17 protein-coding genes are annotated in these 15,446 nt (G+C 54.5%); 7 read left to right on the forward strand and 10 right to left on the reverse strand.

Going from position 1 to position 15,446, the window contains the following annotated elements; all coding sequences use genetic code 11:
* Positions 1–11: 11 nt before the first annotated feature.
* The 9 genes from ycjQ to pspA all read right to left on the reverse strand — a co-directional run bounded on the left by ycjQ (position 12) and on the right by pspA (position 7,551).
* Complete coding sequence (gene ycjQ, locus E0L16_RS11375; RefSeq protein WP_063866580.1) at positions 12–1,064, reverse strand: D-guloside 3-dehydrogenase; 1,053 nt, start codon at positions 1,062–1,064, stop codon at positions 12–14.
* A gap of 28 nt (positions 1,065–1,092) precedes the next feature.
* Complete coding sequence (locus E0L16_RS11380; RefSeq protein ID WP_063866579.1) at positions 1,093–1,935, reverse strand: carbohydrate ABC transporter permease; 843 nt, start codon at positions 1,933–1,935, stop codon at positions 1,093–1,095.
* On the reverse strand, positions 1,922–2,803 hold the full coding sequence (locus E0L16_RS11385) for a carbohydrate ABC transporter permease (protein WP_102750156.1): 882 nt from the start codon (positions 2,801–2,803) through the stop codon (positions 1,922–1,924). Before E0L16_RS11385 ends, E0L16_RS11380 begins: the two co-directional genes overlap by 14 nt.
* Positions 2,804–2,824: 21 nt before the next feature.
* Positions 2,825–4,117, reverse strand: a complete 1,293-nt coding sequence (locus tag E0L16_RS11390; RefSeq protein WP_112791799.1) for an ABC transporter substrate-binding protein — start codon at positions 4,115–4,117, stop codon at positions 2,825–2,827.
* 13 nt (positions 4,118–4,130) lie between these two features.
* Positions 4,131–5,828 (reverse strand): sugar phosphorylase, encoded by a 1,698-nt coding sequence (locus E0L16_RS11395; protein WP_131636965.1) that lies wholly within the window; start codon positions 5,826–5,828, stop codon positions 4,131–4,133.
* 184 nt (positions 5,829–6,012) lie between these two features.
* The gene (gene pspD / locus E0L16_RS11400) at positions 6,013–6,237 is read right to left on the reverse strand and encodes a phage shock protein PspD (RefSeq protein ID WP_063866575.1); all 225 of its coding nucleotides are present in this window, start codon (positions 6,235–6,237) and stop codon (positions 6,013–6,015) included.
* A 12-nt stretch (positions 6,238–6,249) separates the two neighbouring features.
* The gene (pspC, locus tag E0L16_RS11405) at positions 6,250–6,609 is read right to left on the reverse strand and encodes an envelope stress response membrane protein PspC (RefSeq protein WP_063452295.1); all 360 of its coding nucleotides are present in this window, start codon (positions 6,607–6,609) and stop codon (positions 6,250–6,252) included.
* Entirely contained in the window at positions 6,609–6,833 is a 225-nt protein-coding gene (gene pspB / locus E0L16_RS11410; protein WP_063452294.1) for an envelope stress response membrane protein PspB, read from the reverse strand. The genes pspC and pspB overlap by 1 nt, the downstream gene beginning before the upstream one ends.
* Before the next feature lie 49 nt (positions 6,834–6,882).
* Entirely contained in the window at positions 6,883–7,551 is a 669-nt protein-coding gene (gene pspA / locus E0L16_RS11415; protein ID WP_131636966.1) for a phage shock protein PspA, read from the reverse strand.
* A 166-nt stretch (positions 7,552–7,717) separates the two neighbouring features.
* On the opposite strand from pspA, the gene pspF reads away from it, so the two are divergent.
* From pspF to sapF, 6 genes are all read left to right on the forward strand, one after another.
* The gene (pspF, locus tag E0L16_RS11420) at positions 7,718–8,695 is read left to right on the forward strand and encodes a phage shock protein operon transcriptional activator (protein ID WP_131636967.1); all 978 of its coding nucleotides are present in this window, start codon (positions 7,718–7,720) and stop codon (positions 8,693–8,695) included.
* Positions 8,696–8,783: 88 nt separating this feature from the next.
* A complete protein-coding gene (sapA, locus tag E0L16_RS11425; RefSeq protein WP_107535465.1) occupies positions 8,784–10,424 on the forward strand; it encodes an ABC transporter substrate-binding protein SapA in 1,641 nt (546 codons plus the stop codon).
* On the forward strand, positions 10,421–11,386 hold the full coding sequence (gene sapB / locus E0L16_RS11430) for a putrescine export ABC transporter permease SapB (RefSeq protein ID WP_063452290.1): 966 nt from the start codon (positions 10,421–10,423) through the stop codon (positions 11,384–11,386). Before sapA ends, sapB begins: the two co-directional genes overlap by 4 nt.
* The gene (gene sapC, locus E0L16_RS11435; RefSeq protein ID WP_063452289.1) at positions 11,373–12,263 is read left to right on the forward strand and encodes a putrescine export ABC transporter permease SapC; all 891 of its coding nucleotides are present in this window, start codon (positions 11,373–11,375) and stop codon (positions 12,261–12,263) included. The genes sapB and sapC overlap by 14 nt, the downstream gene beginning before the upstream one ends.
* Positions 12,263–13,255, forward strand: a complete 993-nt coding sequence (gene sapD, locus E0L16_RS11440) for a putrescine export ABC transporter ATP-binding protein SapD (protein ID WP_063866571.1) — start codon at positions 12,263–12,265, stop codon at positions 13,253–13,255. The genes sapC and sapD overlap by 1 nt, the downstream gene beginning before the upstream one ends.
* 1 nt (position 13,256) lies before the next feature.
* Positions 13,257–14,063 (forward strand): putrescine export ABC transporter ATP-binding protein SapF, encoded by an 807-nt coding sequence (gene sapF, locus E0L16_RS11445; protein WP_003856838.1) that lies wholly within the window; start codon positions 13,257–13,259, stop codon positions 14,061–14,063.
* Here sapF and E0L16_RS11450 read toward each other — a convergent pair.
* Positions 14,060–14,650, reverse strand: coding sequence for a TetR/AcrR family transcriptional regulator (locus E0L16_RS11450; protein ID WP_063866570.1), 591 nt, complete (start codon positions 14,648–14,650; stop codon positions 14,060–14,062). The two genes, sapF and E0L16_RS11450, sit on opposite strands and share 4 nt — an antisense overlap.
* Before the next feature lie 133 nt (positions 14,651–14,783).
* On the opposite strand from E0L16_RS11450, the gene E0L16_RS11455 reads away from it, so the two are divergent.
* Complete coding sequence (locus tag E0L16_RS11455) at positions 14,784–15,200, forward strand: RidA family protein (protein ID WP_063866569.1); 417 nt, start codon at positions 14,784–14,786, stop codon at positions 15,198–15,200.
* Positions 15,201–15,446: the final 246 nt, after the last annotated feature.

The raw sequence follows: 15,446 nt of genomic DNA on the forward strand, positions 1-15,446 counted from the left end.
CTGTCCTTAGCTTAAAAAGTGACGCCCATTTTGATGCTCAGTTCCGGATGCTGATCGACATACTTCATATAGCTGTCCGGGCTGGTGGCGAAAGTGACGACCGGGTCGATGAGATCTTCACAGTTGAGATAACCGTTCATCAGCAGTTCCCAGCAGGTCTCTTCAATGCGCTTGCGGCTCCAGCGCGGATAGTCCGGGTTCGGTTCACTGCACGCGCGGGAGAAGACAATCTTCGCGTTGTTGAAGTGTGCTTCGCGGCCCAGGTTGAAGCCCGCCGCAAACGGTTTGGCGAACGCCACGTAAGAGATCGTGCCGCCGTAGGCGAGCCCGCGCAGCGCAGATTGCAGCGCATCCGCAAAACCGCTGGTTTCGATGATCACATCCGCACCCTGTTTGCCGGTCAGTTTCTTAATTTCAAGACCGACATCGGTACCGATTGGGTTCAGGCAGTGGTCAGCACCATGACGGCGGGCGATGTCACAGCGATGTTCGATAGGATCGACACCAATCACCACGGACGCACCGGCCTTTTTCGCCAGCTGAATGGCGATCTGGCCAATCGCGCCCAGCCCGACAACCACAACGAAATCCCCCACGCGGACGTTTGCGTCACGCACGCCGCTCATGGCGAACTGCGCCGGATCGTAGCAAACGGCGTTTTTCCAGGACGCGCCTTGCGGCATTTTGCGCAGCTTATAGTTGTTCACCGCGTTGACGATGACCGTCTCCTGCAATGGGCCGTAGCAGCAGACGCTGTCGCCGATCTGGTATTCCGTCACGTCAGCACCACACTCAATGATGTCGCCGACAATCATGTTCCCCAGCTGAAATTTGCCAAATTCGATGCCGCGCGCTGCCCCTTCTTCACGTGGGGTAAACATCTGCCACTCGGCGTTGAACTCTTCATCGATAAACGGGCTTGCCGCACGAAAATCCACGACTTCGGTGCCGTGCTTCGGCGCGCCATAACGGGCACGAATTTTCACCTCATGCGCTGCAACAGGACGATCTTCGTATTCCACCAGCGCCGCTACACGGGGCGCTGTCGCAACTAATTTTTTCATGACTCACTCCTTGTTAAAATCGGCCGCCTCAGCCCTTCACGCCGCCGGCGGTCAAACCACTTTTAATAAAACGTTCAGACAGGGCATACATAATGACGACCGGGAGCGCCGTCACCAGCGATGCCGCCATCATTCGGCCCCAGATGTAATCTGGCGTACTGAAGAGCGTGTTCAGCCCAACCGGCAACGTGAAGTTGCTGGAGCTGGACAGGAAAATGGAGGCGAACAGATAGTCATTCCACGCCACCATGAAGCAGTAAACAAAGACCGACACCAGGCCAGAGATCGCCAGCGGCACGGTGATGCGGAAGATAATTTGCAGGCGGTTCAGGCCGTCCATCATGGCGGCTTCTTCAATTTCGTCCGGGATGGTGTCGAAGTAGCTGCGCAGCATAAAGACCGCTGTCGGCAACGTCTGAGTCACCATAGTGACGATCAGCGCCAGCTCGGTGTCATAAATGCCGAGCGCGGTGATGATTTTGAATAGCGGCACCACCAGCAGGATCCCGGAGAACATATAGACGGTGTAAAAGCTCGCATTGATCGTCGTGCGCCCCTTAAAGCGCAGTTTGGACAACGCATAAGCGCCCAGCGTGCCGAGAAACACCGCAATGACCGAGGAGGTCAGCGACACCACCATGCTGTTACGGAAGTAATCCACAAACGGGAAAATCAGCGGGTTAAAAATGTCGACGTAATGCTGAAGCGTCCACTCCTGCGGCAGAATGGTCGGATGCAGCGATATCGCCTCTTTCGCGCTTTTAAACGACGTCATTAACATCACAAAAAACGGAAACAGTGTGATAATCAGAAATACCGCCAGCCCCAGATAAAAACCGATGCGGCCCAGTACGCGTTTATTTGTTGCCATTGAGGTTTACCCTTTTTCTGGTCAGCAGAATGACGGCGAAGATGATCACAAACAGCACAACGGAGATCGCAGCCGCTTTGCCAAGGTCATTGAATGCGAAGGCCGTTTTGTAGAGATACACGCCCAGAATATCGACCTTCGTGGTCAGCAGATAAACATCCGCGAACATGTAGAACATCCAGATGGTTCGCAGCGTAACCACCGTAGCCAGCACCGGCATGATGGCGGGCAGCGTGACGATGCGAAAACGCTGCCAGGCGTTGGCGCCATCCATCTCTGCCGCTTCGTACAGTGATTTATCAATGGTCTGCAAAATCGCGAGGAACGAGATAAAGGCATACGGGAAGTAGCGCCAGATGGCGAACAGCACCACCAGCACAAAGCTGCTGCCCGGATTGTCGAACCATAACGGTGCCTGATCATAGAGATGCAGCAGGTCAACGCCCAGATAGTTCACAATCCCGTAGCCGTTGTTGAACATGTATTTCCAGGCAAACACCAGGGAAATAGACGGCGTCACGTAGGACAGAATCACCAGCGAACGCGCCGTTTTCCGCATACGGAATTCACGGTTAAAGAAGATCGCCACGGCCAGCCCCAGCCCGGTGCTGCCGATCACTACCAGCGCCGTGTACCAGAACGTCATCCACAGGGAGTGCCAGAACGCGGCATCGCCCAAAATGCGAATGTAGTTATCCAGGCCGACGAACGCCGCATCAATACGCGGGTTCAGCGGTAAACGTAAAAAACTGATTTCAATGTTGGAAATCATTGGCCAGGCCACCAGGCCCCCCAGCAAAATCAGGCTGGGGGCCAACAGCAGCATGGCGAAAGGCATATCTGAACGACCAGAAAACAACGTCTTCATAATTCCCTTCGCAAAGCGCTCCTATCGTTGTGATATCAGGTCAGTCAGTTTTTTCTGGCTGTTGCTTAAAGTCGCATTGAGATCTTTTTGTCCCACCGTCACGTTATGCACCATGGAACTGATAATGCCGGACCCGGTAACGTCTCCCATGCGGGTAAAGTTTTTGTCGCCCACGGCACCAAACACCTGGACGTTCGGGAACTGCGCAATCAGCTCATATGGCAGTTGACCAAAGGCCTTGATCACGTCGTTGTTTTTCCAGGAATCTGTGCCCACCACGAGTTTGTTGACCGGTAGCGCGGCGCCAGGAGACATCATGACCCAGTCAGAGGCGTTCTGCGCCTGCTCCATCCAGGTGACAAATTTCTCGGCGGCCTGCGTTTCTTCTTCGGTCTGACCGGTAGTGATGGTCAACGAGGTGATCATGCCGTAGACGGCGGAGGATTTTTCCGTCGGGACCACGAAGCCCAGGTTGGCCGGCGAGCCATCTTTGTAGACCGCAGGCAGGATATAGGTGGAATACACGGCCATAGGCGCAGAGCCGTTCATGAAGGCGTCTTTGATCTCCATGACATCGTTCGAACCCGGCATCGTGGTCGCGGCCAGCGCCTTATAAAACGCCAGCGCTTTCGACATTTCAGGGGTATCGATTTCCACGTTGCCGTTTGCATCAAAGACGTTGGCACCGCCCGACAAGGCAAACTGCGAGAAGGCCTGCTCGGTCATAACGCTTTCTGCGGTTGGAAGCGCGATACCGTAATGTTTTTTAGCCGGATCGTTGAGCGCCTGACTGGCTTTCAGCAGTTGCTCCCAGTTGTGCGGCTCTTCAATACCCGCGGCTCCGAGCGCATCTTTGTGATACCAGATGCCGGACAGCCAGGCGCTAACCGGCACCCCCGTCCATGCGCTGCCATCTTCCGTGCGAACTACGCGTAAAATGCCGTCGTAAAATGTCTCCTCGCCCACCGCCTTGATGGCGCGGCCGATGGCGTCACGATCCAGCAGCTGCTCTTTATCCATGACTTTGGCGTAGTCATGGCTGATCTCAATCACCTCCGGCAGCGCACCGGTACGAGCCAGCGTAATAACCTTGGTGTTGTAGGCATCTTCTTCTACGGGTACCTGCTTCACCGTAATCGACGGGTTTTCTTTCTCGAATTTCTCGATCAGTTTCGTTATCACCGCCTGGCGTTCCTGTTCCACCGACGAGTGCATAAACTCAATGGTGACCTGAGATGCTTTATCGTCCTTACAGCCTGATAACAGGGCGCACGAAACCAGTGCTGATAACAGCACAATTTTGGGCATTTTCATTTTAGGGTCCTTTTTAGTTTTCTTTAATCCACATTACCTGCCATGGATTGAGGGTCAGATCCGTACCGCTAATATGTTGTCCTGATAATAATTCCTTACCAGATAGCGTTTGCTCATAAACGGTCTGCATTTTATTGCTAAAATTAAATAATGCTGTAATACGTTCGCCATTTTCAGCAACGCGGATAATTTTAAGAATTTGTTCACCCACTGCGTCGAAAACAGCCTGACTGTCTGGATGGAATGCACTTTCCCCGCGACGAATAGCGATAAGCTCACTCAAACGAGAATAAATTTGAGAACGAATACTCTTCTTATTATTCAGTTCGCTATCGACCTGCCCCGCCGTGTATTTTTTCCGGTTAATCGCGCGGTTATAGCCAAGGCGTTCAACACCTTCATAATCGTTACGCGAACCAAGAATGCTCTGAATATAAACGGCCGGTACACCTGGAAAACTTAACAACACGGCATGCGCGAGGATGAACCGGGCAATACGCTCATCATCTGAACTGTCTTGTAAACTTAAGGCATCAAGATAGGTGACATTAATTTCGTAGGGGCTTCGCGTTCCATCAGGGTTATTTTTCCAGTTGACCAGCGCGCCTTCCTGCTGAAGCTTCTCGACCAGCGAGAGGATCTCTGATTCCGGAAGAATGCCGCGCAGCGGGTTCAAACCGATACCATCATGCGAGGCCAGGAAGTTAAACCAGGTGGTGTGTGTTGAAGGCAGCGCCAGCGACCCCGCCCACTGGCTGAGGGCTTTAACGTCCTGACAATGAACGGCATGCAGCACCAGCGGAGGTAAGGAGAACTGATAGACCATCTGGGCTTCATTTTCACCATCACCGAAGTAAGAGATATTGTCTTTGTGCGGAACATTTGTCTCAGTGATGATCACCGTTCCGGGTGCAACGGCATCCGTAATGGCGCGGAATAACTGGATGAGGCAATGGGTTTGTTCCAGATGGATGCAGCTTGTTCCAGGGATCTTCCACATAAACCCGACCGCATCCAGTCGGATGTAACGCGCCCCTTCTGCAAGGTAATGGAGCAGTACGTCCACCATGGCAATCAGCACCTGCGGCGAGGCAAAGTTAAGGTCGATCTGGTCTTCACTGAATGTGGTCCATAGATGACGAACGCTGCCATCATGCAGCGTAAACGGCGTCAGCAGCGGCAAGGCACGTGGACGCGTCACTGCGGATAAATCGGTTTCGGGGTCGACTGAAATAAAGAAATCTTCATAGCCGGGCTTCTGCGCCAGATAATGAGCAAACCATTCGCTTTTCGCTGACATATGGTTGCAAACGAAGTCAAACATTAAGCTGGCTGACTGTTTTAATTCCGCGACATCCTGCCAGGTACCCGTTTCAGGTGCAACGTTGTGATAATCGATAACGGAAAATCCATCATCTGACGACCACGGATAAAAAGGTAAAAGATGGACATGGGAAAAGGTGCGAGAAAGCCATTCATTATAGAACCGGGTAAATACCGGTAATGCCTTCTCCCCTTTCGCGGAGAACTGATCGGCATAGGTAATCAGAACAACGTCTTTTTCATCCCAGCCTGACTTACGCTTTTCCGTAATATTAACCGCCGCCTGTTCAAGCTTCGTTAATAACACGTTCAGGTGTGCATCTGAAAATGATTCACCGTAAATATGATTGATGAGTTTTTTAATTTTTGCGTTCACTTTATTTTCCATGGTAGCGGTCCCACGGACTGGCAATCTACTCCCATGAAAAATATCTGTCAACGCACCTGTGGGCTGAAAAAGGCATTCTCAAAGCAGCGCAACGCAGTAATGTGAGCTGCCGCAAAGAACGAGAAAAAGCAGAGGGGAAATTCATGCCCTCTCTCTGAGCGAGAAAGGGCTTTTGCGCGAGGGATTAGCGTGAAAGGTAGCGGCGGGAAACGCGTTTCGCCAGTTTCTTTAATAGCGGCTCCAGTGCGACCGCCAGCACCATTCTGACCGGCTTACGGGCAACAGACTTGATCGCCCAGCCAGCCACACCCGCCGGACCATAACGTAATGCCGTCATCAGAACCAGTTTACCTGCGATTTTCAGGCCGGGTTTTACCTTCTGACCGGCCTGTTGCCAGTTTTGTTTCATGTATGTTCTCTCTTAAAGCTGACGAAAACGACTTCTCAGCGTAAAGGTATCGGAGGTGACGTAACGTTCCATCTCGCGCAATCGCTTCTCCCCTGCGCTCAGCTGCTCGTCTACCGCATTGAGGAGATCGCTGCTGGTTGGCGTGTTCTCTGCATCCAGTTCACCGTCCGGCATAGGATCGAGTACAAACGACAGAATGATGTATGCCACCAGAGTAATAAAGGCCAGGCCAAAGAAAATCGACAATACGGTGACCACGCGCACCAGTTTTACCGGGACATCCAGATAGTGTGCCAGCCCGGCGCAAACGCCCCGTACCATGCCCTGCTGTGGAATGCGCCACAGTTTTTTATTCAGATTCAGTCCAGCCATTAACGCTCCCTCCAGTTTGGGTGTTCCGCATCCAGGATAGCTTCCAGCGCCTGAATACGTTCGCGCATTTTGTTTGCCTCAGCAGAGAGCTGCGCCAGCCGCTGCTGTTCACTCTGCGACAGCTCACCGCGTGAAGTGCGGTTGCTGTAGTGCAGCCATAACCAGATGGGCAGAACAAACAGCACAAAAATTGTCAGGGGTATTGCCAGAAAAAGCGCGCTCATGTGTACTCCTTGTCTTGCGATGCGGCACGCTCAGGTGCCGCAGGAATTATTATTGATTATCTTGTTTCATTTTGGCTTTCAACGCAGCCAGTTGCTCGCTAATTTCATCATCGGCTTTCAGGTCAGCAAACTGCTGATCGAGAGTTTTCTGCTTACCGATGCTGTGGCTTTCGGCTTCCGCTTCCATGTGGTCGATACGGCGTTCGAACGATTCGAAACGCGCCATCGCTTCATCCAGTTTGCCGCTGTCCAGCTGGCGACGCACGTCGCGGGACGAGCTTGCAGCCTGATGGCGCAGCGCCAGCGCCTGTTGACGCGCACGGGTTTCGCTGAGTTTATTTTCAAGCTCACCGATCTCTTTCTTCATGCGGGCCAGGGTATCATCCACCAGCGTCACTTCATGTTCCAGCGTGGCAACCATCTCGGTCAGCTTCTGCTTCTCAATCAGCGCAGCGCGGGCCAGATCTTCTTTATCTTTGCGCAGCGCCAGTTCAGCTTTTTCCTGCCACTCGTTGAGCTGGGCAGTCGCCTGCTCAATACGACGCGTTAACTGCTTTTTCTCTGCCAGCGCGCGGGCGGAGGTGGAGCGTACTTCAACCAGCGTGTCTTCCATTTCCTGAATCATCAGGCGCACCAGCTTCTGCGGATCTTCCGCTTTCTCCAGCAGCGAGTTGATGTTGGCGTTCACGATATCGGCAAAACGAGAAAAAATACCCATAATTCAATCCTCATAGTTCTGTTATCGGGCGATGCCCTGCTGAATAGTAAATACAATTCCCGTGCCAACTTTTTATCTTATTGATTTTACTGAATCTGATTGATATTTACCCAGCCAGAGACTATTCTCACCTGGTGAATATCACTAAGGAGTGGTTAATTTCATCATGGCTGAATACAAAGACAATTTGCTTGGCGAAGCGAACAGCTTCCTGGAAGTGCTTGAACAGGTGTCACGCCTCGCGCCGCTGAATAAACCGGTGCTAATCATCGGGGAGCGTGGAACCGGTAAAGAACTCATTGCTAACCGCCTGCACTTTCTGTCTGGCCGCTGGGACGGTCCCTTTATTTCGCTTAACTGCGCGGCACTGAATGAAAATCTGCTCGACACGGAGCTTTTCGGTCATGAAGCCGGCGCCTTTACCGGCGCACAAAAACGCCATCCCGGCCGTTTTGAGCGCGCCGATGGCGGAACGCTTTTCCTCGACGAGCTGGCCACCGCGCCGATGCTGGTGCAGGAAAAGCTGCTGCGCGTCATAGAGTATGGCGAACTGGAACGCGTTGGCGGTAGTCAGCCGCTCCAGGTCAACGTTCGCCTGGTGTGCGCCACTAACGCCGATCTGCCCGCGATGGTGGCAGAGGACAAATTCCGCGCCGACCTGCTGGACAGGCTGGCTTTCGATGTCGTTCAGCTGCCGCCGCTGCGGGAGCGACGTAGCGATATCATGCTGCTGGCCGATCAGTTTGCCATTCAGATGTGCCGGGAACTGGGCCTGCCGCTCTTTCGGGGCTTTAGCGAACAGGCCACCGAGACCCTGCTCGGTTACCACTGGCCGGGAAATATTCGTGAACTCAAAAACGTGGTGGAACGGTCCGTTTACCGTCATGGCAGCAGCGAGTCCGAGCTGGACAACATTATACTCGATCCGTTTCGGCGCGAGGTTCAACATGCCCCTGCTCCGGCAGTGCGCCAGCAGGGTCCTGCGTTGCCGCTCGATTTACGCCAGTTCCAGCATCAGCAGGAGCAGCAGTTGCTCGAGCAGAGCCTGAAAGAGGCGAAATATAATCAGAAACGGGCGGCTGAACTGCTGGGTCTGACCTACCATCAGTTAAGGGCATTGCTCAAAAAACATCAAATGCGCTGACATTATCAGCACTTACCCCCAGACATTTTTACGAAGCAGGCGTAAGTGCGATACACTTTGCAGATCGAATCTAAAAACCTTAAAAACTATGCGCCTGGTTTTATCGTCCCTGTTTGCACTCGGTCTGTTCAGCAATCTGGCCTTTGCTGCGCCCGATCGCGCTGTGCCCCCTGATATCCGTGAGAGTGGTTTCGTCTATTGCGTCAGCGGGCAAGTTGATACCTTTAATCCGCAAAAAGCGGGGAGCGGCCTGATTGTTGATACGCTGGCCGCACAGCTCTACGATCGCCTGCTCGACGTCGATCCTTATACCTATCGGCTGGTTCCGGAGCTTGCTGAAAGCTGGGAAGTAATGGATAACGGCGCCACGTACCGCTTCCGTCTACGCGATGATGTTGCTTTTCAGCACACCCCGTGGTTTACGCCAACCCGCAAGCTCAACGCGGATGACGTGGTTTTCACCTTCCAGCGCATCTTCAACCGCAATCATCCCTGGCATAACGTCAACGGCAGTAACTTCCCCTATTTCGACAGTCTGCAATTCGCGGACACGGTCAAAAGCGTGCGCAAGCTGGATAACCGCACCGTTGAGTTTCGCCTGACGCACCCGGACGCCTCCTTCCTCTGGCACCTGGCGACGCACTACGCCTCCGTCATGTCAGCGGAGTACGCGGATCAGCTGACGAAAAAGGATCGTCAGGAACGCCTCGATCGCGAGCCCGTGGGCACAGGGCCGTTCCAGCTGGCTGAGTACCGCGCCGGGCAATACATTCGCCTGCAACGTCACGATAATTTCTGGCGCGGCAAACCGCTGATGCCGCAGGTTATCGTTGATCTGGGTTCAGGAGGAACTGGCCGTCTCTCCAAACTGCTGACCGGCGAGTGCGACGTCCTTGCGTGGCCTGCGGCCAGCCAGTTAACGATTTTGCGCGACGACCCCCGCCTGCGCCTGACCCTGCGCCCGGGAATGAACATCGCTTATCTGGCATTTAACACCGATAAGCCGCCGCTGAATAATCCGGCCGTGCGCCATGCGCTGGCGTTAGCGATCAACAATCAGCGTCTGATGCAGTCGATTTACTACGGTACCGCGGAAACCGCCGCCTCGATTCTGCCGCGTGCCTCATGGGCCTATGACGGCGAGGCGAAGATCACGGAATATAATCCGGCCAAAGCGCGCGAACAGCTTAAAGCGCTGGGGGCAGAAAACCTGACGCTACAGCTTTGGGTGCCTACCAGCTCTCAGGCGTGGAACCCCAGCCCGCTGAAAACCGCCGAACTGTTGCAGGCAGATATGGCGCAGGTGGGCGTTAAGGTGATCATCGTTCCGGTCGAAGGCCGTTTCCAGGAGGCGCGGCTGATGGACATGAACCACGACTTAACGCTGGCTGGCTGGTCTACCGACAGTAACGATCCGGACAGCTTCTTCCGTCCGCTACTGAGCTGTGCAGCGATAAATTCCCAGACCAACTATGCCCACTGGTGTAACCGTGAATTTGATGCCGTGCTGCAAAAAGCGCTGGCGTCCCAGCAGCTTGCGTCACGCATTGAAGCCTACGATGAGGCGCAAAATATTCTGGCCAGAGAGCTGCCCGTATTGCCGCTTGCCTCTTCCCTGCGCCTTCAGGCCTACCGTTACGATATTAAAGGGTTGGTACTTAGCCCGTTTGGTAACGCCTCCTTCGCGGGCGTGACCCGTGAGAAAGAGCAAGAGGTGAAAAAGCCATGATTATCTTTACCTTGCGTCGGCTGCTGTTACTGCTGGTCACCCTGTTCTTGCTGACCTTTGTCGGCTTTAGCCTTAGCTACTTTACGCCGCACGCTCCGCTTCAGGGCTCATCCCTCTGGGACGCCTGGCTGTTCTGGTTTAACGGCCTGCTGCACTGGGATTTTGGCGTGTCCAGCATCAACGGACAGCTCATCTCCGAGCAGCTTAAGGTGGTGTTCCCGGCCACCATGGAGCTGTGTATACTCGCCTTCGGCTTTGCCCTTATGGTGGGGATCCCGGTGGGGATGCTGGCGGGAATTTATCGCAATAAATGGCAGGATAAATTCATCAGCGCGCTTGCCTTAATTGGCTTCTCTATCCCAGTCTTCTGGCTGGCGCTGCTGCTAACCCTCTTCTTCTCATTGACGCTGGGCTGGTTGCCGGTGTCGGGGCGTTTTGATCTGCTGTATAACGTGCAAACGGTGAGCGGCTTCGCCATCGTTGACGCCTGGCTTTCTGATTCCGTCTGGCGCGACGAAATGATTGTAAGCGCGTTGCGCCACATGGTGCTGCCGGTGCTCACGCTGGCCGTCGCGCCCACCACCGAAGTGATCCGCCTGATGCGTATCAGCACCATCGAAGTCTTCGAGCAAAACTATGTTAAAGCCGCGGCCACGCGCGGACTGTCTCGTCTGACGATTTTGCGCCGCCACGTGCTGCACAATGCATTGCCGCCGGTGATCCCCCGTCTCGGGCTGCAATTCTCAACCATGCTGACGCTGGCGATGATCACCGAGATGGTCTTCAGCTGGCCGGGCCTTGGGCGCTGGATGATCAACGCGATTCGCCAGCAGGACTATGCGGCTATCTCCGCCGGCGTGATGGTGATTGGCTCACTGGTTATTATTGTTAACGTTGTTTCCGATATTTTGGGTGCCATGGCCAACCCGTTGAAGCATAAGGAATGGTATGCCTTACGATAACGTCTACAGCGAAAAGCGCACACCCGGTGCGCTACGTACCGTGTGGCGTAATTTTTACGGCGACACCACGGCAATGATCGGCTTTTACGGCTGCATTGGCCTCGTGTTGCTGTGCGTTTTGGGTTCGTGGTTTGCGCCGTATGGCATCGATCAGCAGTTCCTTGGCTACCAGCTTTTACCGCCGTCATGGTCGCGCTACGGGGAGGTTTCTTTCTTCCTCGGTACTGACGATCTCGGACGCGACGTGCTAAGCCGCCTGCTGAGCGGCGCGGCCCCCACGGTAGGCGGCGCATTTGTGGTGACGCTTGCCGCGGCGATCTGCGGCCTGGCGCTGGGTATTTTTGCCGGATCAACCCACGGGCTGCGGTCAGCCGTGCTTAACCACATTCTGGATACCCTGCTCTCTATTCCTTCGTTGCTGCTGGCGATTATCGTCGTGGCCTTCGCGGGGCCGCACCTGACGCACGCGATGTTTGCCGTCTGGCTGGCGATTCTGCCGCGCATGGTGCGCTCGGTTTACAGCCTGGTTCATGACGAACTGGAGAAAGAGTATGTCGTCGCTGCCCGTCTGGACGGTGCCACTACGTTCAATATTCTGTGGTTTGCCGTGCTGCCTAATATTGCCGCCGGGCTGGTGACGGAGATCACCCGCGCCCTGTCGATGGCGATTCTGGATATCGCGGCGCTGGGCTTCCTTGACCTGGGCGCGCAGCTCCCTTCTCCTGAATGGGGCGCTATGCTCGGCGATGCGCTGGAGCTGATATACGTTGCGCCGTGGACGGTCATGCTGCCGGGCGCGGCCATTATGGTGAGCGTTCTGCTTATCAATCTGCTGGGCGACGGGATCCGCCGCGCAATCAATGCGGGGGTGCAATAATGCCGTTACTTGATATCCGCAACCTCACCATCGAAATCAAAACGGGTGAAGGCTGGGTTAAAGCCGTGGATCGCATCAGCATTACCCTTGCAGAAGGCGAAATCCGCGGTCTGGTGGGCGAATCGGGTTCAGGTAAAAGCCTGATCGCCAAAGCCATTTGCGGCGTGTCGAAAGACAACTGGCGCGTCACAGCCGACCGTATGCGCTTCGACGACATCGATCTGTTGCGTCTCTCACCGCGCGAACGCCGCAAGCTGGTGGGCCATAACGTCTCGATGATTTTCCAGGAGCCGCAATCCTGTCTTGACCCGTCCGAGCGCGTGGGCAAACAGCTGATGCAGAACATTCCCGGCTGGACCTATAAAGGCCGCTGGTGGCAGCGTTTCGGCTGGCGTAAGCGCCGTGCCGTTGAGCTATTGCACCGCGTCGGGATCAAAGATCATAAAGACGCAATGCGCAGCTTTCCGTATGAACTGACCGACGGAGAATGCCAGAAAGTGATGATAGCTATCGCCCTGGCCAATCAGCCACGTCTGCTGATTGCGGATGAACCGACGAACGCGATGGAGCCAACGACCCAGGCGCAGATTTTTCGCCTGCTCACGCGTCTGAATCAGAATAACAACACCACCATTTTGCTGATCAGCCATGACCTGCAAATGCTCAGCAAGTGGGCGGATAAAATTGACGTGATGTATTGCGGACAGACGGTAGAAACCGCGCCAAGTGAAGACCTGGTGACGACGCCGCATCATCCCTACACGCAGGCGCTGATTCGGGCGATCCCTGACTTTGGCAGCGCGATGCCGCACAAGAGCCGTCTGAATACCCTGCCCGGCGCGATCCCGCTGCTGGAGTCGCTGCCCATTGGCTGCCGTTTGGGGCCGCGTTGCCCGTATGCTCAGCGTAAATGTATTGAAACACCGCGCCTGACAGGGCCGAAAAACCATCTGTTTGCCTGTCATTTCCCGCTGAACATGGAGAGAGAGTGAAATGGTCGAAACCTTACTGGAAGTGCGTAACCTGAGTAAGACCTTTCGCTATCGTACAGGCCTGTTTCACCGCCAGACCGTCGAGGCGGTTAAACCGCTGAGCTTCACGCTGCGCGAAAAGCAGACGCTGGCGATTATCGGTGAAAATGGTTCGGGCAAATCGACCCTCGCAAAAATGCTCGCGGGCATGGTAGAGCCGAGCGGCGGTGAAATACTGATTGACGATCATCCTCTGGAATTTGGTGACTACTCTTTCCGCAGTCAGCGCATCCGGATGATATTTCAGGATCCGTCGACGTCCCTCAACCCGCGCCAGCGTATTTCCCAGATTCTGGACTTCCCGCTGCGGTTGAATACTGACCTGGAGCCGGAAGCGCGTCGCAAGCGGATTGTCGAAACCCTGCGTCTGGTAGGCCTCCTGCCCGACCACGTGAGCTATTACCCCCACATGCTGGCTCCGGGCCAAAAGCAGCGTCTCGGTCTGGCCCGCGCGCTGATCCTGCGCCCGAAGGTGATTATCGCCGACGAAGCGCTGGCGTCGCTGGATATGTCGATGCGTTCGCAACTCATCAACCTGATGCTGGAGCTACAGGAAAAGCAGGGGATCTCGTACATCTACGTGACCCAGCACCTGGGCATGATGAAGCACATCAGCGATCAGGTCCTGGTGATGCACCAGGGTGAAGTGGTTGAGCGCGGCAGTACCGCTGACGTGCTGGCCTCCCCGCTCCACGATCTGACAAAACGCCTGATTGCCGGACACTTTGGTGAAGCGTTGACGGCGGACGCGTGGCGGAAAGATCGTTAGCCGTTGCGTAACCCGCTTGCCAGCAGAGTAAACACCTCAATAGCATGCGGCAGCGTCTTCTGCGGCTCGTCGCTCGCGGCAATCATCAAAGCAGCATTCAGCGCAGCGCCGTTTAGCAAATGGGCTGCGACTTTCGCATCCATTTTTTTAAGCACGTTGCGTTCGATTAATGTTTCGATGGTCTGGCGGGTGGACTCAAGACAGCTGTTCTGGCTGGGCCATTGCGCCGGATCGCCCAGAACGGCCGGGCCGTCAAGCAGCACGATGCGCTGAACTTCCGGAACGAGCGCCATGTTGATGTAGGCGATACCTTCCGCCAGCAGTCGCTCCCAGTCATCGTCTGCGGCCGCGGCAACGGCTTTCGCGTTGGCCGCCATTTCGCTGTCTATCTGCGCGACCACCGCCGCCAGTAATCCTTTCTTATCGGTAAAATTATGATACAGCGCGCCGCGCGTTAACCCCACGCTTGCCGTCAGTTCATCCATCGACGCTGCGGCATAGCCTTTTTCAGCAAAAGCCTTCCGCGCCGCCTGAATCATTTTTTCGCGATTTTCCTGAGCCGTTTCAGCACGACGTTTTGTAGCCATAGAACTTCCTATAAAAGCGGTATTTTTAATTTGACATACGCGGCGTATGTGAATTACCTTTTTTTCACATACATCGCGTATGTTACTTCTCTTAAGTAACCACAACAACACCTCTGACAGAAAAGGAAATGCCATGCCTCCACGTAATCCAGTCTTCCCTGCCAGTCGACATGCCCTTTATGAGGAGCATGGCTATTCGGCTGCCATTCGCTCTGGCGATCTGTTATTTGTTTCCGGTCAGGTCGGCAGCCGCAGCGATGGCACGCCTGAACCTGACTTCGCCGCTCAGGTGCAACTCGCATTCGATAATTTACAGGCGACTCTGGCCGCCGCAGGATGCACGTTTGACGATCTGATTGATGTCACAACGTTTCATACCGATCCTGAAAACCAGTTCCCCGTCATCATGGAGGCGAAAAAACGGGCCTTTCCGCAGCCACCTTATCCCAACTGGACGGCTATCGGCGTTAACTGGCTGGCCGGATTTGATTTTGAAATTAAGGTTATTGCCCGAATCCCCTCGCCAGCGAATGAATATCCGCCCCTGTAAGCGTGAAGGCCAGCTTCTGGTTGGATGAGGCGAACCCAGCACCCGGTGATATACTGCTGGAATACGCACGAAACAGCCTGATGAAGCGTCAGTTCAACGTCTTCCATGAGCCCAGTCAACGCCCTGAAGCGAGAAATATCGTGACACAAGGGGCTGTGAGTGGGCTATAATTTCGAGCTAATTTCGAATGATTTTGAAATACTGCCTGTAACGCTATGAATTACAAGGCAAAATAAGCAATGAATA

This window comes from Enterobacter quasihormaechei, from assembly GCF_004331385.1.
Classification (GTDB): domain Bacteria; phylum Pseudomonadota; class Gammaproteobacteria; order Enterobacterales; family Enterobacteriaceae; genus Enterobacter; species Enterobacter quasihormaechei.